The 20,192-nt window shown below is 62.2% G+C and carries 23 protein-coding genes and 1 pseudogene; 11 read left to right on the top strand and 13 right to left on the bottom strand.

What is annotated here, in order from left to right; translation table 11 throughout:
- Both MOV76_RS30810 and MOV76_RS30815 read left to right on the top strand, forming a co-directional pair.
- Positions 1-181: GNAT family N-acetyltransferase (locus MOV76_RS30810; protein WP_247265953.1), on the top strand; the 181-nt coding region annotated here is incomplete at its 5' end.
- A 107-nt stretch (positions 182-288) separates the two neighbouring features.
- Complete coding sequence (locus MOV76_RS30815) at positions 289-918, top strand: glutathione S-transferase family protein (RefSeq protein WP_018241229.1); 630 nt, start codon at positions 289-291, stop codon at positions 916-918.
- Positions 919-1,063: 145 nt separating this feature from the next.
- Here the strand turns inward: MOV76_RS30815 and MOV76_RS30820 are convergent, their stop codons facing one another.
- The 3 genes from MOV76_RS30820 to MOV76_RS30830 all read right to left on the bottom strand — a co-directional run bounded on the left by MOV76_RS30820 (position 1,064) and on the right by MOV76_RS30830 (position 3,382).
- Positions 1,064-1,978, bottom strand: coding sequence for a cytochrome c (locus MOV76_RS30820; protein ID WP_247265954.1), 915 nt, complete (start codon positions 1,976-1,978; stop codon positions 1,064-1,066).
- Between the two features lie 137 nt (positions 1,979-2,115).
- Positions 2,116-2,556 carry a cytochrome c gene (locus tag MOV76_RS30825; RefSeq protein WP_018241227.1) on the bottom strand — a complete coding sequence of 147 codons (441 nt, stop codon included), beginning with the start codon at positions 2,554-2,556 and terminating at the stop codon, positions 2,116-2,118.
- Between the two features lie 190 nt (positions 2,557-2,746).
- The gene (locus MOV76_RS30830) at positions 2,747-3,382 is read right to left on the bottom strand and encodes a LysE family translocator (RefSeq protein WP_130658602.1); all 636 of its coding nucleotides are present in this window, start codon (positions 3,380-3,382) and stop codon (positions 2,747-2,749) included.
- 130 nt (positions 3,383-3,512) lie between these two features.
- Here MOV76_RS30830 and MOV76_RS30835 point away from each other — a divergent pair, with 130 nt between their 5' ends.
- Entirely contained in the window at positions 3,513-4,205 is a 693-nt protein-coding gene (locus MOV76_RS30835; protein ID WP_131605359.1) for a YafY family protein, read from the top strand.
- Between the two features lie 67 nt (positions 4,206-4,272).
- Here the strand turns inward: MOV76_RS30835 and MOV76_RS30840 are convergent.
- Positions 4,273-4,446 (bottom strand): annotated as a pseudogene (locus MOV76_RS30840) (transposase); the annotation flags it as partial.
- 56 nt (positions 4,447-4,502) lie between these two features.
- Here MOV76_RS30840 and MOV76_RS30845 point away from each other — a divergent pair.
- A complete protein-coding gene (locus MOV76_RS30845) occupies positions 4,503-4,829 on the top strand; it encodes a hypothetical protein (protein WP_205935873.1) in 327 nt (108 codons plus the stop codon).
- Between the two features lie 18 nt (positions 4,830-4,847).
- Here MOV76_RS30845 and MOV76_RS30850 read toward each other — a convergent pair whose 3' ends face one another.
- Entirely contained in the window at positions 4,848-5,693 is an 846-nt protein-coding gene (locus MOV76_RS30850; protein ID WP_247265955.1) for a metallophosphoesterase, read from the bottom strand.
- A gap of 134 nt (positions 5,694-5,827) precedes the next feature.
- Entirely contained in the window at positions 5,828-6,430 is a 603-nt protein-coding gene (locus MOV76_RS30855; protein ID WP_008528928.1) for a superoxide dismutase, read from the bottom strand.
- Between the two features lie 225 nt (positions 6,431-6,655).
- Here MOV76_RS30855 and MOV76_RS30860 point away from each other — a divergent pair, with 225 nt between their 5' ends.
- The 3 genes from MOV76_RS30860 (at position 6,656) to MOV76_RS30870 (ending at position 8,747) form a co-directional block, all read left to right on the top strand.
- Positions 6,656-6,982 carry a hypothetical protein gene (locus MOV76_RS30860; RefSeq protein WP_247265956.1) on the top strand — a complete coding sequence of 109 codons (327 nt, stop codon included), beginning with the start codon at positions 6,656-6,658 and terminating at the stop codon, positions 6,980-6,982.
- A 318-nt stretch (positions 6,983-7,300) separates the two neighbouring features.
- Positions 7,301-7,954 (top strand): class I SAM-dependent methyltransferase, encoded by a 654-nt coding sequence (locus tag MOV76_RS30865; RefSeq protein ID WP_018241222.1) that lies wholly within the window; start codon positions 7,301-7,303, stop codon positions 7,952-7,954.
- A gap of 61 nt (positions 7,955-8,015) precedes the next feature.
- A complete protein-coding gene (locus tag MOV76_RS30870; RefSeq protein ID WP_018241221.1) occupies positions 8,016-8,747 on the top strand; it encodes a sulfite exporter TauE/SafE family protein in 732 nt (243 codons plus the stop codon).
- 30 nt (positions 8,748-8,777) lie between these two features.
- Here the strand turns inward: MOV76_RS30870 and MOV76_RS30875 are convergent, their stop codons facing one another.
- Positions 8,778-9,122, bottom strand: a complete 345-nt coding sequence (locus MOV76_RS30875) for a nuclear transport factor 2 family protein (protein WP_112906333.1) — start codon at positions 9,120-9,122, stop codon at positions 8,778-8,780.
- Positions 9,123-9,453: 331 nt separating this feature from the next.
- Between MOV76_RS30875 and MOV76_RS30880 the strand changes: the two genes are divergently transcribed.
- Positions 9,454-10,680, top strand: a complete 1,227-nt coding sequence (locus MOV76_RS30880) for a multidrug efflux MFS transporter (RefSeq protein WP_018241219.1) — start codon at positions 9,454-9,456, stop codon at positions 10,678-10,680.
- On the opposite strand, the gene MOV76_RS30885 is transcribed toward MOV76_RS30880, so the two are convergent.
- A complete protein-coding gene (locus MOV76_RS30885; protein ID WP_018241218.1) occupies positions 10,677-11,291 on the bottom strand; it encodes a TetR/AcrR family transcriptional regulator in 615 nt (204 codons plus the stop codon). The genes MOV76_RS30880 and MOV76_RS30885 overlap by 4 nt on opposite strands.
- 117 nt (positions 11,292-11,408) lie before the next feature.
- Between MOV76_RS30885 and gstA the strand changes: the two genes are divergently transcribed.
- On the top strand, positions 11,409-12,092 hold the full coding sequence (gene gstA, locus MOV76_RS30890; RefSeq protein WP_018241217.1) for a glutathione transferase GstA: 684 nt from the start codon (positions 11,409-11,411) through the stop codon (positions 12,090-12,092).
- Positions 12,093-12,128: 36 nt separating this feature from the next.
- On the opposite strand, the gene nadE is transcribed toward gstA, so the two are convergent.
- The 4 genes from nadE to MOV76_RS30910 all read right to left on the bottom strand — a co-directional run bounded on the left by nadE (position 12,129) and on the right by MOV76_RS30910 (position 17,356).
- Positions 12,129-12,962 (bottom strand): ammonia-dependent NAD(+) synthetase, encoded by an 834-nt coding sequence (gene nadE / locus MOV76_RS30895; RefSeq protein WP_047619635.1) that lies wholly within the window; start codon positions 12,960-12,962, stop codon positions 12,129-12,131.
- Between the two features lie 118 nt (positions 12,963-13,080).
- The gene (locus tag MOV76_RS30900; protein WP_047619634.1) at positions 13,081-14,286 is read right to left on the bottom strand and encodes an adenylate/guanylate cyclase domain-containing protein; all 1,206 of its coding nucleotides are present in this window, start codon (positions 14,284-14,286) and stop codon (positions 13,081-13,083) included.
- Between the two features lie 30 nt (positions 14,287-14,316).
- On the bottom strand, positions 14,317-15,936 hold the full coding sequence (locus MOV76_RS30905) for an MDR family MFS transporter (protein ID WP_047619632.1): 1,620 nt from the start codon (positions 15,934-15,936) through the stop codon (positions 14,317-14,319).
- 118 nt (positions 15,937-16,054) lie between these two features.
- Positions 16,055-17,356, bottom strand: a complete 1,302-nt coding sequence (locus MOV76_RS30910) for an HlyD family secretion protein (protein WP_047619630.1) — start codon at positions 17,354-17,356, stop codon at positions 16,055-16,057.
- A gap of 138 nt (positions 17,357-17,494) precedes the next feature.
- Between MOV76_RS30910 and MOV76_RS30915 the strand changes: the two genes are divergently transcribed.
- Positions 17,495-18,397, top strand: a complete 903-nt coding sequence (locus MOV76_RS30915; protein WP_018446283.1) for a LysR family transcriptional regulator — start codon at positions 17,495-17,497, stop codon at positions 18,395-18,397.
- A 153-nt stretch (positions 18,398-18,550) separates the two neighbouring features.
- Here MOV76_RS30915 and MOV76_RS30920 read toward each other — a convergent pair whose 3' ends face one another.
- A complete protein-coding gene (locus MOV76_RS30920) occupies positions 18,551-19,438 on the bottom strand; it encodes a branched-chain amino acid aminotransferase (RefSeq protein ID WP_047619627.1) in 888 nt (295 codons plus the stop codon).
- A gap of 247 nt (positions 19,439-19,685) precedes the next feature.
- Here MOV76_RS30920 and MOV76_RS30925 point away from each other — a divergent pair.
- Positions 19,686-20,192: alcohol dehydrogenase catalytic domain-containing protein (locus MOV76_RS30925; protein ID WP_247265957.1), on the top strand; the 507-nt coding region annotated here is incomplete at its 3' end.

The following is a 20,192-nucleotide window of genomic DNA, read 5'->3' on the forward strand; positions in this document are numbered from 1 at the left end:
CGGTCACGGCACCGGCCAGTTGCTCGTCGACCGGGCGCGCGAGACCGCCCGCAATGCCGGCTGCGGCTACCTCTCCGTCAGCGCCGCCACCGGAAACGTGCTGGCGCACCGCTTCTACGAACAGCTGGATTTCACCCCGCGTCCGGTGACCGGCATGCGCTATATGCAGTCGATCGCTTAGGGTGACCGGCTCGAAGGTTCGGCTTTCGCAAGAGCCGAAGCTCAACGCATCAAAACGGCTGCACAGTATTGCGCGACATGCTTTGTCGAATTGCATAAGGAGCTTTCATGCCTGATTTCAAACTCCATTGTTTCGCTCTGTCGGGGAATTCTTACAAGGTCGCGCTGTTCTTTGCGCTTGCCGGCATCGAGTGGGAAAGCATTTTCGTTGATTATCTGGGCGGCGAAACGCGAACCGAACAATGGCGAAAAACCATAAACGAACAGGGCGAGGCGCCTGTGCTCGAACATGGGCAAACGAAAATCAGCCAATCGGGGATCATCCTGGACTACTTGTCAGAGGTGACAGGCCACTTTGGGGCGCAGACGGTCGAAGAACGGCGTGACATCATGCGTTGGATTCTTTTCGACAACCATAAATTCACGAGCTACTACGCAACGCTGAGGTTCATGTATGGCCTTCAGAAGAGCGGCGAGACGCCCGTCGTCGAGTTTTTGAGACTGAGGGCCAAAGCTGCCTATGCCATTGTTGACGAACATCTGGCGCACCAGGCCTTCATGGTCGGCGACCGACTGACGATCGCAGACCTCTCTCTGGCGGGCTACGTCTTCATGCCGGAGGAAACCGGGATAGATCACAGCGCCTTCCCGGCTATCACAGCCTGGAAAGATCGTATCAGCAAGATGCCCGGCTGGCGCCATCCCTATGATCTGATGCCAGGTCCCACCTCCCTATAAGCAGGCGTGGGACCTTGCGAAGGTGCCAGGCACAACCGCACTTAAAGCGCGTCGCATCAAACTTGATTCATGCGACGCGCTTTGGATCTTTGTTTTTACGCATGTCGTTGCCGCAAAACCGCTGCGCAGTTTTGCGCAACATGCTTTAGCGTCCCGGCACGGCCTTCAGATAGGCGGCGATCGCCTCGCGGTCGGCGGCCGGCAGATGGGCGATGTTCTGCTGCACATCGACCATAGAGCCGCCGACGGAATCGAAATCGGGGGTGAAGCCGGTTTCGAGGTAGCTGGCGATATCGGCCTCGCTCCAGCCGCCGATGCTCTTGGAGGCCGGGGTGATATCCGGTATGCGGCCCTTGCCTTCCGGATTGGGGGCGCCGGCGAGCCACTGATCCGCCTGGAAGCCGCCCAGCGCATCGCGCGGCGTATGGCATTCGCCGCAATGACCGGGGCCTTCGACGAGATATTGCCCGCGCTTGATCTTGTCGTCGCTCTTGGCGAGCGCGACGCGCGGTTGGTCGCTGAAATAGAGGAATTTCCAGCCGCCGAGCGCCAGCCGGATGTTGAAGGGGAACGGCAGCTCATGCGGGGCCGCGACGTTTGCGCTCTTCGGCAGGGTCTTCAGGAAGGCGAAGAGATCGTTGACGTCCTTATCGCTCATGCGGGAATAGGAGCTGTAGGGAAAGGACGGGTAGAGGTGCTCGCCACCCGGGCCGACGCCGCGCTTCATCGCGTTGCCGAATTCGGCGAGCGTCCAGGCGCCGATGCCGGCCTTTTCATCGGGTGAGATGTTCGGCACGTGGAAGGTGCCGAAAGGGCTCTTCAGCGCTAGGCCGCCTGCAAGCGTCAGCTTTGCATCGCCTTCGGAACCCGGTGCTGCATGACAGCTGACACAGCCGCCCGCCCAGAAAACCATCTGACCGTTCGCCGGGTCCGGCGCGCCGAGACCGGCCCAACGGCTCTCCGGCAGCGGATCGGGTGCGGTGACGAGATAGAAGGCGCCGCCGCCAAGCACGGCGACGCCGATCAGACAGAGCAGTAACCGGATGAACCTGCGGACCATGCTCCGCCTCCCCTTTACCGAGATTTTCCTGCTTGGAGCGGTTCTGCGACCAGCCCGCACGGGCGGAGAATAAGGTGATCCGCGCCGGCGGCAAGGCCGGCGCGGGTCGCGTATCAAGTTCCAGATCAAACGGCCTATCAATCCTTGATGCGATAGGCCTTGTGACAGCCGCCGCAATTGGCGCCGAGCGTGTTGACCGTGGCGCCGACGGCGGCGGCATCGGCCGGAAGCTGAGCCAGCGCGGTTTCGGCGTCGGTGGAGAGCTTGGCGGCGCGCGCCTTGAAGTCATCCATGTTTTCCCAGATCTTCGGGCTCGCCTCTTCGTCGCCCGTCTCCGTGCCCGGCTTGAACTGGTCGGGGAAGACCTTGGCCGTTGCGGCGATGGTCGTCAGCGCCGCCTTCACCGCCTCGGCGTCATAGGGCTTGGTGCCCTTGGCGATGGCTGCCAGGGCGCCGGCCGAACCGCCGATCTGCTTCATCAGCGCAATGCGCGAATCATGAGTACCGTCGGCGGCGGTCACCGAACCTAAGGCTATGCCGGCCATCGCTGCGGCGGCAGCTACTGCTTTCCAATTCATATTCCTCTCCATTTCTCCTCGGCCAACTGGCCGGAGGCCAATCTGCACCGGGAGCATGACAAAATCCATGCGTCCTGGCAGTCACGTTTTGCCGGAGCATCATAAAAACAATGTGATAGGCCGTTCTCTGCTTTTATGCATGTCGTTATCCCGGAACCGCTGCACACTTCCGGGCGACATGCAGTGGCGCTCAAGCGCTTTTCCACCCCTGCCAGAGGCTGAAGGCGGAAACCGCAACCAGCAGCAGTCCGGCGAAGCGGCCGACAAAGGCCGTGACGTCAGGGTTTGCGACGAGCAGGTCGCGGCTGCGGCCGGCGGTCATCGCCAGCGTGCCGTAGATCGCAAACTGGGTGACGACAGTCATGACGCCCATGATCAGCCCCTGCATCCAGATCGGGCCATATTCCGGTCTGAGGAACTGCGGATAGACGGCAAACATGAAGATATAGGCCTTCGGATTGACCAGACAGGTGACGGCGCCCTGGCGAAAGGCGCGCCAGCCGGAGTGCGCCGTTCCCGGGCCAACCGCCTCGACGGTGATCGAACTGCGGATCAGCGAAATGCCGATCCAGATCATGTAGGCGACGCCGGCAAAGAGCAGCACGTTGAAAAGCTGCGGCAGCATGGTGACGAGCACGCCGACGCCGGCTGCGCCGTAGGCCGAATGCACGGCGCCGCCGGCCATGATGCCGCCGGTCGCCGCCAGCCCGCGTTTGACGCCGCCGGTCAGCGAATTGGCGAGCACGAAGAGCATGTCCATACCCGGCACGATGATGATGCCAAAGAGAAGGGTGAAGAAGAGCCAGAGGTTTTCGTGGTAGTTCATGTCAGTTACCGCCTTGGGTTCTGCGGGCCGTTTTGAAAGACCCTGATTGATTTCAATCCGATAGGCGGCTCTATACGGGAACCCAACTGACAGTGTATTGTCAGGAGCGTGGCGGATGGGAGAGGCAAAAATGCGCAAGGCCTCGCGGCTTTTCGAGATCATTCAGATCCTCAGGCTGGCAAGAAAGCCGATGACAGCAGCGACGATGGCCGAGACGCTCGAGGTGACCGTGCGCTCGATCTATCGCGACATCGCCGCCCTTCAGGCGATGCGGGTGCCGATCGAAGGCGGGCGCGGCATCGGCTACATCATGCGGCCGGGTTTCGACCTGCCGCCGCTAATGTTTTCGATCGAGGAGATGGAGGCGATCGTGCTGTCGCTGGCGCTGCTCGAACGGACGGCGGACGAGGAGCTGAAGCAGGCCGCGCGCCGGGTCAACCAGAAGATTGCCGGCGCGGTGCCGGCGCCGCTACGCCAGGCGATGGACAACAAGGCGCTTTACGCCTGGGGCTCGATTGCGCAGCCGGCCGGCTTCGACCTGGCGATCGTGCGCCGCGCGATCCGCGACGAACGCAAGCTGATGCTCGGCTACCGCGACGAACTCGGCCGCGCCAGCGAGCGGACGATCCGGCCCGTCGCGCTGATCTATTATTCGCAGACCGCCAATATCGTCGCCTGGTGCGAACTACGACAGGCGATTCGCAATTTCCGCAGCGACCGGGTGGAGCGCTGCGCAACGAGCGAGGATTTCTTCAAGGGCGACGGCGACCGGCTGCGGGAGCTTTGGACCAGCGGCTGGACGGAGAAGGCTGTGCCTGCCTGATGCTCTATCCATTTGTTTTGCGCAATTCCTGTGAAAACCGCTGCACCCTTTTGCTGGAATTACTCTAGGTGTGGGAGCCGTATCGCTGAGGTAGATCACGCCAAGGCGCTCCAGATCGCAGCTTGCTGAAAATGCCGTTCAAAACCCGTCGATCATCAACGCGCGGCACGCCTCATGGCTTGTTCGGCAGGAGTGGGTCGATGGTCCGCCATTCAAAGTCCGTACGATCATGTCGGATCATGCTCGCGCCTCCGAAACATGTTTGGACAGTTTAGGAATATGATTTATGTCCGCAGGATGTCTGAGATCGCCCTTCTTGATAAGTTCGTTGCATGGGTAAAAGAACTGGCTGAAAAGGCTCGGTCCGCCAGCTTGAGCGTCAATTTTGAAATTTGTCCTCCTACGCTGAACCCAGCTGCGAAGGTGGACTTTGAAAGCAGCGAAATCCTGGCCCGGATTACATTTTGGGGCGACGGAAGTTTTCATGCCGAGGCGATCGACCCCGGAACGTCAACCACAATCCTTTCTCGCCACGGTCAAGCGTTGACAAATCGCGCATTCAGCGAGGAATTTCGCGATGTTCTGAATTTGGTAGCCATTAACAGCCCCAGCAGAGACCCATAATATTTATGGGTTCACGGTCTAATAAGCCAGCGTGCGGCTCACCTCGCGGCCGAAGCCGCGGATTTCGATGCGGTCGGGATGGACCTCGACGATCGCGAAGGCGTTTTCCGTCTCGGTGTCGACCACGCCCTTGAAATTGACGAAGTGGCAGGCGCCGGCCATGCCGTAATTGCCGACGTGGTCGTGGCCGTTGAGATAGGCGACGACATTGCTGGTGGAGGCAAGCAGCTCGACGATGCGCTCGCTGTCCCACATGCCGTGCTCACTGGGCGGATGAATGGGATAGTGATTCATGACGATCACCTTTTCGCCGGCCTCAGCCGCTTTTGCGATTTCATCGCCAAGCCAGGCGAATTGTTCGTCGCTCAGCGCGGCATTCCAGCGATGCGCATTCCTGGCACCCTTGGCCTGCAGCTCTGCCAGCATCCGAGCGGCAAGCGCACGATGATGATGGCCTTCGGGCGGCGCGAAGATGCTGACCTCGTTGCCGTCGAGCACGATAAAGCGCCAGCCGTGACGCAAGAAGCTATAATAGGGCGATGGCATGCCGAGGCGCGCGGCGACTTCGGACAAGTGTCCAGCAGAGACCGAGAAATCGTGGTTGCCGAGCAGGAAGAGCGCCTCGTGCCTGAGCTTCTCATAGACCGGCAGGATATCGTCGAAGCTTGAAAAGCTGCGGTCGATGACATCGCCGAGCGTCATGACGAAGCTCAATTCCCAGCCATTGAACACCTCGATCGCCGCGGCGACCTTGGCGAGACTGTTGGCGTAATAGCGATCCATCACCACATGCGGTGCGATCGCCGCATATTGCGGGTCGGCGATGACGCCGAAGCGGAACAAGGGAGACGCAGAGGAAGACATGGGGCGTGATTAGGAGCGGCTGGTGACAGGGATGTGACGGCTTCGTGTGAAAACGAAACACCCGGCGTTTGAGGCGCCGGGTGTCAAATTCGAGGCGGACGACATCGCCGCCATGGCGGCTGGTCTGGTACCGCTTACTTCGTGGCTTCTTCGTAGCGTTCCAGGACGTAGTCCCAGTTGATCAGGCTATCGACGAAGGCTTCGAGATATTTCGGGCGGGCGTTGCGATAGTCGATGTAATAGGAGTGTTCCCAGACGTCGACGCCGAGGATCGGGGTGGCGCCGTGAACCAGCGGGTTTTCGCCGTTCGGGGTCTTGGAGATTTCGAGCTTGCCGTTCTTGACGGAAACCCAGGCCCAGCCGGAGCCGAACTGGGTGGCGCCGGCATTGGCGAAATCGGCCTTGAACTTGTCATAGCCGCCGAGATCGGAGGTAAAGGCCGCTTCGAGTTTGCCCGGCAGCTTGTTGCCGCCGCCGCCCTTCTTCATCCACTTCCAGAAATGGATGTGGTTGTAGTGCTGGGCCGCGTTGTTGAAGAGGCCGGCATTGGTGCCGAAGGACTTCTTGACGACGTCTTCGAGCGAGAGGTCCGAAAGACCGGCTTCGGCGGCGAGCTTGTTGCCGTTGTCGACATAGGCCTTATGGTGCTTGTCGTGGTGGAACTCCAGCGTTTCCTTCGACATGAAGGGAGCAAGCGCTTCGTAATCATAGGGAAGTTCAGGCAATTCGAAAGCCATGTCAGATCTCCTCTTGGCAATTGATTGCGTCTCGGCAGGTGAGGCGGAACATAGGAGCGGAAAGGGGGAGAGGCAACCGGCGAATTATCAAAAAACGACCAGCCGGAGGAAAATTTGCCTCAGTTACAGGGTTGGAGTCGCGCCTAGAAATCGCTTGGGCAAATCAATGGGAATGCCCGCCCCGAAAACCGCTTTGCCTGTTATGGCGATCAACGGAGACCCGATATGAACAGGAATATAATCCAGCCTCTCACTGCCGCCGTACTGCTTTGCCTGCCAGGTACGGCGCATGCCTCCTCCGATGACGCCTGGAAGCAGCTCGCCGCCGACGTCGAGGCCAAATGCAAGAAGGCAGCGGTCACGATCGAGAAGCCCAGCACCACCGTCGATCCGTTCGGCAGCTCGCATTACGGGCTTGCCCTGGTGACAGGCAAGCCGAAGGGCGCCAAGGGGCTGATCGCCCAGATCTGCGTCTACGACAAGCAAAAGAAAACCGTCGAGATCGGCAGCGAACTGGACGCCAAACAGCTTGGGCTGATGCCGGCAAAATAGACTGTAGCGGGGTCACCCCAAAGTGCCCCCCGGTGTGGATCTGTGCCTTGCGTCACATTTCGCCGGGAACCGGAACCTACCCTTAGGAGTTGAGAGGCTGGGCTTTAGAGCGGTTCAGCTTTTGAGAGAAGCGCAGAACCGCTCAAATCTTTTATTTATGCAATTCCTGGGGAACCGCTTTCCACTTTTCCTGGGCTTGCGACTGCATAATTCCCTAAATCAGAATTGATTTAGGGGCAAAATTATGCAGCAATTCAAAGTGTTACAGCGTCCTTTGCGCGTCCGAAAAGACGCGCGGCGCTGTAGGGAGGTGCCGGCATGTCAGAGCTTCGCAGCAGGGCGGAAGATCAGCAAAAAATCTATCAGCGTTGGGCGCCGGTCTATGACCGGGTCTATCGCGGCATCCTGCGCGATGGCCACCGCAAGCTTGCTGCACTCGCGGCCGCAGCCGGCACCGACATACTGGAAATCGGCGTCGGCACTGGCCTGACGCTCGGGCATTACCCGCGCCACTGCCGGGTAACCGGCATCGACATTTCCGAACACATGATCGCGCGGGCGCGTGAAAAGGCGAAACGCGAGAAGCTGCAGCATGTGCGGGCGCTTGATGTGATGGATGCCCACGCGCTTACCTTTGCCGACCGGTCTTTCGATGCGGTCTGCCTGCCCTTCGTCATCACGCTCATCCCCGAGCCCGAACGGGCGCTTGACGAATGCGCGAGAGTGCTCAGGCCGGGCGGCGAGATCATCCTTGCCAGCAAGCTTGGCGACGGCGCCGGTCTGCAGGGCGCGATCGAGACGGCGGTGGCGCCGCTGGTGCGTCACATCGGCTGGTCCTCCGCCTTCCGCGTTCACCGCATCGTCGCCTGGGCCGAGCGCCGCGGTGATTTCGCGCCTGCCGATATTCTGCCGGTCTTTCCGAACGGCTTCTTCAAGATCGTCAGGCTGAAGCAGCACGGACTTGCCGCCTGAGACCGGAAACTTTTTCCCCGCGTCGCTTATTCTGATGCTACCGTTTGTCTGAGGGGACTGCATGACATCGGATTTCTTTTTCTTCATCGTCGTGGGTTTCTGCGCGCAGATCGTCGACGGCGCACTCGGCATGGCCTTCGGCGTGCTGTCGACGACCAGCCTTCTCGCCTTCGGGGTGCCGGCGGCCAATGCCAGCGCCATGACGCATGTGGCGGAAATGTTCACCACCGCCGCCTCGGGCATCTCGCACGCCTATCATCGCAACGTCGATTGGCGCCTCGTGGCGCGGCTCGCACCGGCCGGCATGATCGGCGGCGCGATCGGCGCCTATCTGCTGGCCAATATCGACGGCAAGGTGATCGCGCCCTTCGTGTCGGCCTATCTGATCGCGATCGGGCTGGTGATCCTCTACAAAGCCTTTCGGCCGCCGCCGAAACGGGATGTCCGCGACTGGATGGTGCCACCGGTCGGGCTTTGCGGCGGCGTGCTCGATGCGATCGGCGGCGGCGGATGGGGGCCGATCGTCACCAGTTCGCTGGTCAGCCGCGGCCATGATCTGAAACGGGTGATCGGCTCGACCAATTTCACCGAATTCGCGGTGACGCTGACGATTTCCCTGACCTTCATGCTGACGCTCGGCTGGTCGGAACTCAATTCGGCGATCGGCCTGATCATCGGCGGCGTCATCGCCGCCCCCTTCGGCGCGATCCTCGTCAAACGGCTGCCGGTGCGGCCGCTGATGGTGGCGGTCTCGATGATCATCATCGGCACGTCGGCAATGCGGCTCCTGTAAAGCAGTGGCGCGTCCCCGTCTCGGCCGAGCTTACAAACTGCGGCCGAAATAGACATCCACGGAGGCGATCTTGTCGCCGCGGAAGCTAAGGCTCTCGATGTTGCGGAAGCTGCCGCCATCCCGTTTTTCGGCGCGATAGCGGATGACCGCCTCGTCGCCGTCGATCGCCAGGAATTCGATGTCAAAGCCGCGGAAGACCGGCTCCTTCGGCCAGCAGCGCTCGAAATAGCTCGCCCGGTCGATGTGGTCATCGCGCGGACTGGAGAAGGTGAAATCCTCCGTCAACATCGCACCGACGATATCCTTGCGGTCGTCGAGATAGGCGGCATAGAGATGACGGACAGTCTGCTCTCGGGATGTGCGCATGTCGCTCATGGCAATGTCCTTGGATTGACCGATTGCATTATGCAATCGGTCATGTTGTAGCAGTTTTGTCCGAGAGGGTCCAGATTGCGGCTCTCATTTCCGAAGACAGGCCACCAATGCGGAAGCGCCATCTTGAAGGATGGGCCATAGCGCGGTTATATCAGCGCGTGCCCGCCCTGGAACGGCGAGCGCATGCACCGCTACGGCCTATGCGTTCGACCTCGAAAAACTCGATCTCAGGACAGTTTCACCCGCGCCGATCTCCTCGCCGCGGCAAAGGGCACATTGTTTCACCATGCGTGCGGAACTTCGCCCGCGCGATCAATGCCGGGGCCGAGAGATGACCGATACGCAATTGGACGCCAGCGCCAGGCCCGGCTCGATCCACTGGAAGCGCAATCTCACCATCTCGCTGATCGGCTCCTTCACCACGATCGTGGCGATGACGCTGCTGCTTCCCTTCCTGCCGCTTTATGTCGAGGAGCTCGGTGTCAGCGACCATGCTGACATCGTGCAGTGGTCGGGTATCGCCTATGGCGCCACCTTCTTCGCCGCGGCTCTCGTCGCGCCGCTCTGGGGCCGGCTCGGCGATATTTACGGCCGCAAGCTGATGCTGGTGCGCGCCAGCCTCGGCATGACGCTGGCGATCTCGCTGATGGGCATGGCCGGTAATGTCTGGCAGCTGGTGGCCCTGCGCCTCTTCGTCGGGCTTGCCGGCGGTTATGCCTCCGGTTCGATGGTGCTGGTGGCGACGCAGACGCCGAAGGACCGTTCGGCCTGGGCGCTCGGCGTGCTCTCCTCCGGCATCATGGCCGGCAATCTCGTCGGGCCGCTGGTCGGCGGGGCGCTGCCGCCGATCATCGGCATCCGCGGCACGTTTCTCGCCGCCGGCGGCATGATCTTCCTCGCCTTTCTCGCCACGGCCTTGCTGATCAAGGAAGAGAAATCGCCGGCTCGCAAGCAGGCGGCCAAGGCCAGCGGCGGCTGGAAATCCATTGCCGATAAGCGGCCCGTCATCGCCATGCTGGCGACCGGCATGCTCTTGATGTTCGCCAATATGTCGATCGAGCCGATCATCACCGTCTATGTCGCGCAGCTCGTGCCCGTCGAAGCCCAGGTGACGATGATATCGGGAATCGTCATGTCGGCCGCCGCTCTCGGCAGCATTCTCTCGGCCTCATGGCTCGGCAAGCTCGCCGACAGGATCGGCCATTGGCCGGTGATTTCAGGCGCGCTCGCCGTCGCGGGGCTGCTGCTGATCCCGCAGGCCTTCGTCACCAGCTCCTGGCAGCTGATCATCCTGCGTTTCCTGATGGGCGCAGCACTCGGCGGGCTGCTGCCCTGCATCGCCGCTGTTATCCGCCACAGCGTGCCGGACAGTGCGGCCGGCAGCATTCTCGGGCTTTCCATCTCGTCGCAATATGTCGGCCAGGTGGCCGGCCCCATCCTTGGCGGCTTTGTCGGCGGGCATATCGGCATGCGGGCGGTGTTCCTCGGCACGTCAGTACTGCTTCTCGCAGGTGCTGCCTATTCCTGGATGGTACGGCCGAGGGAGACATCCGGCTAAGGGGCGCTCCCGCAGATCAGCTCGACGCCTGACCGGGCGATCGCTTCCAGCGTCTCGCGGCTGTCGCCGGCGCGGGCGCGGACGGCGAGCGAATGCATGACGGCGGAGGCGAGCCTTGCAAGCATCTGCGGATCGGCGCCTCGGGGAAGCTCGCCCCTGTCCACGGCAAGGCGCATGCGCTTTTCGATCTCGTCGTCGAAATCATTGAGGCTGCGGCCGAGCACCTCGCGGATCCGCTCATGCTGGACCGCCTCGACCGATGCCGTGCCGATCAGCAGACAGCCGCGGGCGGCGGTTTCACCGTGCAGATAGATCGCCAGCGCACCGGCATAGACGCGGGCGATATTGTCGCGCAACGGCAGTGACGGGTCGAGCGCCTCAGTCAGCACGTCCATGCCGTCCTGCCGATACCCCTCCAGCGTATCGAGATAGAGATCCTCCTTGTCGCCGAAGGCGCCGTAGAGGCTCGGGCGGTTGAGGTTTGTCGCAGCGCTCAGATTGTCGAGCGAGGCGGCGGCAAACCCCCTGTCCCAGAAGACATCCCGCGCCTTGCCGAGCGCCGCCTTGGCGTCGAAGGCCCTCGGGCGGCCGCGCTTCTTTTCGTCCTTCATATTTTGTACCATTTCGCATTAAATTCTTGACGAAGATTATTTTATGCGAAACAGTACAAATGTTCAAACGCTATCGGCGGGCGGCACCGACCGCCTCCACAGGGAGAGGAAACCGCGATGAAACTCTATATGCACGCAGCCGCCTGTTCGCTTTCACCGCACATCATCTGCCGGGAGCTAGGGCTTGATATCGAGCTCGTCCAGGTCGACCGGCAGACCCACAGGACGAGCGATGGTGAGGATTACCTCGCCATCAACGGCAACGGCTATGTGCCGGCGCTGATGCTCGACGACGGCAAGGTGTTGACCGAGGGGCCGGCGATCGTGCAGTTCCTCGCCGACAGTGTGCCGGAAGGGGCAGCTATGTTGCCTGAAGTCGGCGACATCCGCCGCAACGAGGTGCAATCCTATCTGAACTTCATCACCGCCGAGCTGCACAAGCCGATGGTGTTGCTCTTCAACCCGATTTATTCCAGCGTTCATGGCGAGGTCCGCGCGCTGATCTCGAAGCGGCTCACCTGGCTGAACGGCCGTCTTGCCGGACCCTATCTTACCGGCGATGCGTTTACGGTGGCGGATGCCTATCTCTTCGTCTGCCTGAACTGGTCGCCCTGGACCGACATCGATCTCAGGCAATGGCCTGATCTGCACGGCTTCATGGCCCGGGTGGCGGCACGACCGAAGGTGCGCGAGGCGCTGCAGGCCGAAGACCTCGAGGCCTTCGATGCCGACGGCGTCTATTTTGCACCACACGCCTATCTCGCCTCATCAGGACGGACCGGCTCGCCGGTCAGGCCGTAAACGCCAGGTCGCCCGCATTCCGGGCTCGGACGACCGTCAGAGCGAGCTCACGGCGACCGGCAAAGCGCGCTTGTGGCCGGTCGCCCGATAGGCGGCGAGGATGCGGCGGCGGGCGATCTCGCCGACCGGCTTGCCTTCGAGAAAATCGTCGATCTCGTCATAGCTGACGCCATAGGCCTCCTCGTCGGGGCGCAATGGGCGCTGGTCCTCGAGATCGGCGGTCGGCACCTTGAACACCAGCTCGTCCGGGGCGCCGAGCCGCTTTGCCAGCAGGCGGACCCGGCGCTTGTTAAGGCCGGCGAGCGGCAGGATATCGGCCGCGCCATCGCCGAACTTGGTGAAGAAGCCCATGACCGCCTCGGCCGCATGATCGGTGCCGATGACAAGGCCGCTCACCGCGCCGGCGAGCGCAAACTGGGCGATCATCCGCTGGCGGGCCTTGATATTGCCGAGGATGAAATCCTGTCGGCCGGCATCGGCAAAGGCGAGGCCGCCGTTTAACGCGGCGCCAAGCATCGCATCCGCCGGCGCCTTGATGTTGACCACCATCGAGCGGTCGGCGCCGATCGTTTCCAGCGCCCTCACCGCATCCGCCTCATCAGCCTGGACACCGTAGGGAAGGCGCACGGCGATGAATTCGGCCGCGTGGCCGCTGTCCCGCAGCTCGCGCACCGCCTTCTGGGCAAGCAACGCTGCCGTCAGCGAATCGACGCCACCGCTGATGCCGAGGACGTAGCCGCGCATGCCCGAAGCGATGAGATAATCCTTGAGGAAACCGGTTCGCCGTTCGATCTCGCGCTCAGGGTCGATGTCGGCGGCGACACCCAGTTCGCGGATGATCTCACCTTGTTCGTCGAACAGCACAGTCATAAGCCTCTTCCTCCCCGCTTGCGGAATTTCGGCGCCACTATGGCGAAAAGATGGGGGGAAGACGAAGCCGTTTCGGGCAGACCTGCCATGCATTTTATGCAAGTGGGCGGTTTGGCACCTACCGCACGATCGTGAACAACTCCACCGGATCGGCAAAACCCTTCAGCCTGTGCGCCCCGACAGAGACGGCATCCCCTGCCCCGGCCTCCTCACGGAACGGCGCCGACATCAGCAAGGGCTCTCCCAGTTCGCTGCAGGCGGTCTGGATGCGGCTGACCAGGTTGACGTCGCCGCCGATCAGGGTGAAGTCGAGGCGGCGGCCGGAGCCGACATTGCCGTAGCTGACCTCGCCGTAATGCAGGGCGATGCCGGCCTTCACGCCGAGGCCCTCATATTGGAAATGGTCGATCTCATCGAGGATAGCGCGGGCCGATGCCAGGGCCGCGCCGCACGAATGGGCGGCATCATAGCCCGGGAAAAAGGCAAGCACGGCGTCGCCCATGAATTTCAGCACCTCGCCGCCTTCGCGGGTGATGGCCGGCACGATTTTATCGAAGTAGGCGTTGAGCAGGCCGAGCACGGTGCTGCCCGGCAGCCGGTTCGACAGTTCGGTAAAGCCTCTGAGATCACAGAGCAGCAGGGCTGCCTCCATCGATTCGACCTCGTCGCGGCGGATGCGGCCGGCCAGGATGCGGCTTGCCGTCAGCGGGCCGATATAGGTATCGAGCAGGCTGAGCTCGACCTGGCGAAGGATGCGCAGTTCGCTGGTGTTGCGCAGCGCCGGCAGGATGCGCTCGATCACCTGACGTTCGGAGGCGGTAAAGCCGCCCGGCCGCTTCGTACCGAAGACGGCGGCGCTGACCGGGCCGTCGACATTGCAAAGTGGCGCGATGACGAGCTGCATCAGGCCGCGATCGGCAAAGACATCGATATGCTGCCAGCGGCCATGCACACTTTCTCTGGTATCGACCACAAGCGGTTCGCGGGTTTCCATGACCTTGCGCAGTGGCGTATTTGATATGGCGACCCGGGCGCCGTGTTCCCGGTCGTGGATCTCGACCGGTTCGCCCGGCGCCCAGGCGATGGTGCGGCCGATGAACTCGGGATGCAGCGTCATCAGATGCAAGGTCAGCCGGTCGACCGGCAGGCCGAGCGCCTGGAGCCTGCGGCCGAGGCCGGAGACGAGGCCCGCTTCGTCGAGCGCGTGGCATTCATCGCCGGAGAGCCATTCGATGATGGAGAGCAGCGCAGCGGCGCTGACGGCATGGCCGGCGGTCTTCGTTTGGAGCCTGTCGGTATCGGGAGCATAGATCGCTGACGTCATGGCTTTCTCCTCCTTGAGGGAGGCGGCGCGCTAGTGAGCGCCGCCGCCGGAGAGTTGACCGGGTTTCCTGAGAAGCAGGGTTGCAAGCAGGGCGACGACGAGAGCGACGCCGAGCAGGAAGAAGGTGTCACTGAAGGCCATGATATTGGCCTGCTTGCGTATTTTCAGCGCGATGGCGACGACGGCCTTGTGCCCGGCGAGCGCCTGATCGCTGACGCCGTGGCTCATGAAATAGCCGGTGAGCCTGGCGATGCGATCGCGGGTGGCTTCCTCGAAGACCGAGACCGAGTTGGTGAGGATGTTCGAGTGGAACTGTTCGCGCTTCGACAGGAAGGTCTGCAGCGAGGCGATGCCGACGGCGCCGCCGAGATTGCGCATCATGTTGAAGAGTGCCGAAGCCGAACCGGCATTTTCCTGCTCGATGCCTGCGGTAGCGATTGCCGAGAGCGGCGTGAAGACGAGCGCCTGGCCGATGGCGCGGACGATGTTCGGCCAGAACAGCTGGTCGCTCGCATAATCGCCGGTCATATGGACGTTCATGAAGTTCGAGGCGGCGAAAAGGGCAAAGCCGACGACGATCAGCAGGCGGACATCGAAACGCTTCATCAGGCGCGGCACCAGCGGGATCAGCATCAGCTGCGGGATGCCGGTCCATGCGAGAACCATGCCGATCTGCTCGGAATTATAGCCCTGGATGCGGGTCAGATAGATCGGCAGCACGAAGACCGAGCCGTAAAGCGCAATGCCGAGCAGGAAATTGGCGACGATGCCGAAGCCGAAATTGCGGCGCACCAGCAGGCGAAGGTTCAGCAGCGGATTGGCAGTCTTCAGCTCGATGATCAGGAACAGCGTCAGCGAGACGGCAGCGATAACAGACAGGCGGACAATGAAATCGGAGCCGAACCAGTCTTCCTTGTTGCCCTCTTCCAGCACGGTCTGCAGGGCCGCAAGGCCGATCGCCATGGTGACGATGCCCGGCCAGTCGCCCTTGGCAAGCAGCTTCAGGTTCATCGGCGCGCGGTCGAGCGAGACCCAGAGCAGGCCGACCATCAGCGCGCCGGGCACCAGGTTGACGTAGAAGATATGTTCCCAGCCCCAGTTCTCGGTGAGGTAACCGCCGATCGTCGGGCCGATCGCCGGCGCGAAAGTGGCAGACAGGGCAAAGAGGGCAAGGCCGATCGGCTGCTTGGCCTTGGGCAGCAGGGTGATGATGATGGTGAAGGCCATCGGGATCAGCACGCCGCCGGAAAAGCCCTGAATGGCGCGCAGGATGATCATCTGCTGCAGATTGGCCGCGAAGGCGCAGGCGACGGAGAAGATGAGAAAGAGGATGGCGTTGACAAGCAGATAGTTACGGACCGAGAAGACGCGCGCCAACCAGGCGCTCAGCGGAATGACGACAATCTCGGCGATCAGATAGGAAGTCGAAATCCAGCCGCCGTCATCCGTGCCGGCGCCGATCGCGCCCTGGATATCGGCAAGCGAGGCGTTGACGATCTGGATGTTGAGGACGGCCATGAAGGCGCCGAGCGTCGAGCCGACAACGGCTGCCCACATGCGCAGAGGGCTCATGACGGCAGGTGCCACGGGCGCTGCGGCGGCGGGGCGCGTCAGCGAATTGCCGTTTGCGGCGATCTGAAGAGTGGCCATGGCTTATCTCCTTCCAGCTCTCGCGGGAAACTTTCTCATGACGGGATTCGGGTGATCATTCGGAAATGATCGGGATCATTCGGGAATGATCGGGATCATTGGGCGAAGAAGGGAAGGATCATCCAGCGTGGCTGGATAATCCCTCTTCGGCCGCCCCAGAGGCTTGGGCAGGCTTGGTCTCGCCAACCTTGGTCTCGGCAGCTCGGGTTTGGGCAGCCTTGGTATCGATTTCAGGCTCGACCGACATGCCCGAGCGCAACAGCCCGCTCGGCGCTTCGTCGTCGATGACGATCTTGACCGGGATACGCTGAACGATCTTGGTGAAATTGCCGGTGGCATTGTCCGGCGGCAGCAGCGAGAATTCCAGGCCGCTTGCCGGCGAAACGCTGTCGACATGACCCTTGATCGAGATATCGGGAAAGCTGTCGACCTTAATCTCGACCGACTGGCCGGGGCTGATATAGGTCAGCTGCGTTTCCTTGAAATTGGCGACGACATAGACCGCATGCAGCGGCACGACGGCCATGAGCTGCGTGCCTGAGGTGACATACTGGCCGACCCGGATCGACCGGGCGCCGACCGTGCCGTCAACGGCAGCGACGATGTCCGTATAGGAGAGGTTGAGCTCTGCTTGGTGGGCGGCGGCGGCCGCACGGTCGCGCTGGGCAACGGTCTGTTCGCGCTCGGTCTGAAGCACCGGCACCTTATTCTGAGCCGTGACGAGGGCTGCCCGGTCGCGCTCGACGGCAGCAGCGGCCTGGTCACGGGCCGACTGGGTCTGTTCGGCGCGAGACTGGGTGCCGGCGCCGTTGGTGATCAGGCGGGCCGAGCGGGCGGCATCGGACACGGCAAAATCCAACGACGCCTGCGAGGCATCGATCGTCGCCCTCGCCTGCTCGATCACCGATTGCTGCAAGGAGATCTGGGCGTCGATATTGGTGATGGCGGCTTCGGCCGCCTTCACATCGGCTCTGGCCTGCGACAGTGCAGCCTGGAAGTCGCGATCGTCGATGCGGGCGAGAACCTGGCCGGCCTTGACCGCGTCATTGTCGTTGACCAGCACCTGGCTGATATAGCCGGCGACCTTCGGGGCGACAGTGGTGTAATCGGCCTTCACATAGGCATCGTCGGTGGTTTCGATGAAGCGGCCAACCGTCCAGTAGCGATAGCCGAAATCGCCCGCGAAAGCGACGCCGGCAAGCAGCGCGGCGGCAATGACGGCGCGCTTGACGATCCGACGGCCGGTCTTTTTGGGCGCTTCCGCGACTGATGCGTCCGCAGCCGGTACTTCGGCGACCGGCGCTTCAGAGACAGGCATGGCGGGCGCCTCGGCGGCCGGCGCCCTGGCGGCTTCCTCGGCCAAGATCTGCTCGGCCTGCTTCGCACTTTCGAAAACTTGCCTGTGGGGTAACTCGACCATCGCAATTCTCCTTCACCGTTGGCCTCCTCCGTGAGAGGCCATGTTCGATGCGCAGGAAAATGCACCCTGACATTTATTTTGATAATCTGCTTAAATCGGGAAGGATCATCAACTCTCAGCGGATAATCCGAGGGCAATATGGATCGGCTGACAAGCCTCACAGTCTTTGGCCGGGTGGTGGAATGCGGTGGTTTTTCCGCCGCCGCGCGCCGGCTCAACATGTCCGTCACCATGGTCGGCAACCACGTGCAATCGCTGGAGGACCGGCTCGGCGTGCGGCTGCTCAACCGCACGACGCGCAAGGTCAGCCTGACCGAAACCGGCAAATATTACTATGAGCGCTCTTTGCAGATCCTGGCCGAGCTGGAAGAGGCGGACCGGACGGCGGGGGCGCTGAGTTCGACGCCGCGCGGCACGTTGAAGGTCTATACCAGCAGCGCCATCGTGCGTTTCCTCTCGCCTGTCGTCAGCGAATTTATGGAGCTCTATCCGTCGATCTCACTCGATTTCAGCGTCGGCGAGCGGATGGTCGACATGATCGAGGATGGCTACGATCTGGTGATGCGCACCGTACTGCCGCCGGATTCGTCGCTCGTCGCGCGCAAGCTGACGCCCTGGCGCCATATGCTCGTCTGCTCGCCGGCCTATTTCGAGAGCCGTCCGATGCCGAAGACGCCGGCCGAGGTCGCCGATCACAATTGCCTGCAATATGCCTATTACCCCTATGGCGACGAATGGCGCTTCGAGGATGGCGAGGGCAAAAAGGAGAGCGTCAAGATCAGCGGCAATGTCGTCTCCAACAGTGCCGAGATGCTGCGCTTCCTGACGCTGACCGGGCGGGGCATCTTCCTGGCGCCGAGTTTCGTGGTGTTCGACGACATCGCCGAAGGGCGGCTGGTGAAGATCATGCCGGACTACCGGCCGATCGAATTCAACATCAACGCGGTCTATCCCAACCGCAGCCATCTGCCGACGAAGGTGCGGCTGTTCATCGATCTCTTGGCGGAGAGATTTGCGGAACATCGGAAGTGGATGACGTGAGGGTGCGCCCCGGGTAGGCCTGCTCTCACTTTTTTTGCGAATGGGCTCGGGTGTGGCTGGCACCGACCGCGCCGGCCCTGCGCTTGCGCTCCGGGCGTTCGCCACTGCAATCGATTCACTGGATCGATTGCTCCCGCTTCGCGGGATCGTGGCTCACTCCTCGCTTTCGCTCCTGCCGTAGGCCCAATCCATGTAGAGTTCCAGCGCCTTGCGGGTGACCGGGCCTTCCTGGAGGTTGCGGTCGTCAAGGCGGGTGACGCTGACAACCTTGGAATAGTTGCCGGTGGTGAAGATCTCGTCGGCTTGCATGAAATCCTCGACGGAGAGCGTCGCTTCGTGCACGTCGAAACCGGCCTGGCGCAGCAGGCCGATGACGCGGGCGCGGGTGATGCCAGCGAGGAAGGTGCGGTTGGCGGCCGGCGTCATCACCACGCCGTCCCTGACCATGAAGATGTTCGAGGAAGCGGTCTCGACGACATTGCCATTCAGGTCGCGCACCAGCGCATTGTCGAAACCGCGGCTGCGCGCTTCGGCGATCATGCGGCCGCTGTTTGGATAGAGCGAGCCGGTTTTCGCCTCGGTCATCGCGGTTTCCGGCGAGGGGCGGCGATAGGGCGAGACGGTGAGGCTGGTGCCGCCATGGCCGCCCATCGGCGCTTCGAACAGGCAGAGCGCGAAGCGGGTCGATTCCCCGTCGACGGCGACGACGCTGCCGGGCGAACCGTGTTCGCCCCAATACATCGGCTTGATATAGATTGCCGTCGCACCGTCGAACTTCGCAACGCCTTCCCAGGCAAGTGCGGCAATCTCCTCGGCTGATTTTACCGGCTTCAGGCCCATGGCGAGCGCTGAGCGGTTGATGCGCTGGCAGTGCAGGTCGAGATCCGGCGCGATGCCGTCGAACCAGCGCGCGCCGTCGAAGACCGTCGAGCCCAGCCACATGGCGTGCGAGGTCGGCCCGATCAGCGGCGGATTGCCGGGGAGCCATTCTCCATCGACATGAGTCCAGGTGGTTGAACGGGGTGTTGTATCGACGGCCATGATGGTTTCCTCCTGAAGCCGGAGAAGGAAAAACCGCCGCGGCAAGCCGGGTCAAGGACAAATCCCGAGCGGAAACGCGGAAGCAAGAAAATGCCGGGGAATGGCGGCAGGCCGCAATATTCGTGCGCAGCACGGCGGCTTCATCGATGGGTGCATCAGCAAAAATGATGGAATGGAATGTTGGAATGGCTACCTGCCGCATGTCATCATGCGCGCAATCGCGGATAGACAGCAAGGGAAGACGCCGATGAAAGCCATGTTCTACGAAGCCTTCGAACAGGCGCCCGAAATCCGCACCCTGCCCGATCCGACGCCAACCGAGGACGGCGTCGTCATAGCGGTCGGGGCCAGCGGGCTCTGCCGTAGCGACTGGCACGGCTGGATGGGCCACGACCCGGATATCCGCCTGCCGCATGTGCCGGGACACGAGCTTGCCGGGCGGATCGTCGCCACCGGCCGCGGCGTGATGCGCTTCAAGGTCGGCGACCGGGTGACCGTGCCCTTCGTTTCCGGCTGCGGCCATTGCGGCGAATGCCATTCCGGCAACCAGCAGGTCTGCCCGAACCAGTTCCAGCCGGGCTTCACCCATTGGGGGTCGTTCGCCGAATATGTGGCGATCGATTATGCCGATACCAATCTGGTGCACCTGCCCGACACGATCGACGATGCGACGGCGGCAAGCCTCGGCTGCCGCTTCGCCACTTCGTTTCGCGCCGTTGCCGACCAGGCGCGCACCGGGCCCGGCGAATGGATC

Origin of the sequence: Rhizobium sp. PRIMUS64 (assembly GCF_023006465.1) — a bacterium.
In the GTDB taxonomy this organism is placed as follows: Bacteria; Pseudomonadota; Alphaproteobacteria; order Rhizobiales; family Rhizobiaceae; genus Rhizobium; species Rhizobium leguminosarum.

Excerpts from the sequence above, each read along its gene's own strand:
- MOV76_RS30885 (WP_018241218.1), bottom strand. The coding sequence starts at position 11,291 with ATGAAGGACGAAAAGAAGCGCGGCCGCCCGAGGGCCTTCGACGCCAAG.
- MOV76_RS30820 (WP_247265954.1), bottom strand. The coding sequence starts at position 1,978 with ATGGTCCGCAGGTTCATCCGGTTACTGCTCTGTCTGATCGGCGTCGCC.
- MOV76_RS30910 (WP_047619630.1), bottom strand. The coding sequence starts at position 17,356 with ATGGTCGAGTTACCCCACAGGCAAGTTTTCGAAAGTGCGAAGCAGGCC.
- MOV76_RS30870 (WP_018241221.1), top strand. The coding sequence starts at position 8,016 with ATGACATCGGATTTCTTTTTCTTCATCGTCGTGGGTTTCTGCGCGCAG.
- MOV76_RS30855 (WP_008528928.1), bottom strand. The coding sequence starts at position 6,430 with ATGGCTTTCGAATTGCCTGAACTTCCCTATGATTACGAAGCGCTTGCT.
- MOV76_RS30845 (WP_205935873.1), top strand. The coding sequence starts at position 4,503 with ATGTCTGAGATCGCCCTTCTTGATAAGTTCGTTGCATGGGTAAAAGAA.
- MOV76_RS30900 (WP_047619634.1), bottom strand. The coding sequence starts at position 14,286 with ATGACGTCAGCGATCTATGCTCCCGATACCGACAGGCTCCAAACGAAG.
- MOV76_RS30905 (WP_047619632.1), bottom strand. The coding sequence starts at position 15,936 with ATGGCCACTCTTCAGATCGCCGCAAACGGCAATTCGCTGACGCGCCCC.
- MOV76_RS30880 (WP_018241219.1), top strand. The coding sequence starts at position 9,454 with ATGACCGATACGCAATTGGACGCCAGCGCCAGGCCCGGCTCGATCCAC.
- MOV76_RS30850 (WP_247265955.1), bottom strand. The coding sequence starts at position 5,693 with ATGTCTTCCTCTGCGTCTCCCTTGTTCCGCTTCGGCGTCATCGCCGAC.
- MOV76_RS30860 (WP_247265956.1), top strand. The coding sequence starts at position 6,656 with ATGAACAGGAATATAATCCAGCCTCTCACTGCCGCCGTACTGCTTTGC.
- nadE (WP_047619635.1), bottom strand. The coding sequence starts at position 12,962 with ATGACTGTGCTGTTCGACGAACAAGGTGAGATCATCCGCGAACTGGGT.
- MOV76_RS30915 (WP_018446283.1), top strand. The coding sequence starts at position 17,495 with ATGGATCGGCTGACAAGCCTCACAGTCTTTGGCCGGGTGGTGGAATGC.
- MOV76_RS30920 (WP_047619627.1), bottom strand. The coding sequence starts at position 19,438 with ATGGCCGTCGATACAACACCCCGTTCAACCACCTGGACTCATGTCGAT.
- MOV76_RS30865 (WP_018241222.1), top strand. The coding sequence starts at position 7,301 with ATGTCAGAGCTTCGCAGCAGGGCGGAAGATCAGCAAAAAATCTATCAG.
- MOV76_RS30830 (WP_130658602.1), bottom strand. The coding sequence starts at position 3,382 with ATGAACTACCACGAAAACCTCTGGCTCTTCTTCACCCTTCTCTTTGGC.
- MOV76_RS30815 (WP_018241229.1), top strand. The coding sequence starts at position 289 with ATGCCTGATTTCAAACTCCATTGTTTCGCTCTGTCGGGGAATTCTTAC.
- MOV76_RS30825 (WP_018241227.1), bottom strand. The coding sequence starts at position 2,556 with ATGAATTGGAAAGCAGTAGCTGCCGCCGCAGCGATGGCCGGCATAGCC.
- MOV76_RS30875 (WP_112906333.1), bottom strand. The coding sequence starts at position 9,122 with ATGAGCGACATGCGCACATCCCGAGAGCAGACTGTCCGTCATCTCTAT.
- gstA (WP_018241217.1), top strand. The coding sequence starts at position 11,409 with ATGAAACTCTATATGCACGCAGCCGCCTGTTCGCTTTCACCGCACATC.
- MOV76_RS30835 (WP_131605359.1), top strand. The coding sequence starts at position 3,513 with ATGCGCAAGGCCTCGCGGCTTTTCGAGATCATTCAGATCCTCAGGCTG.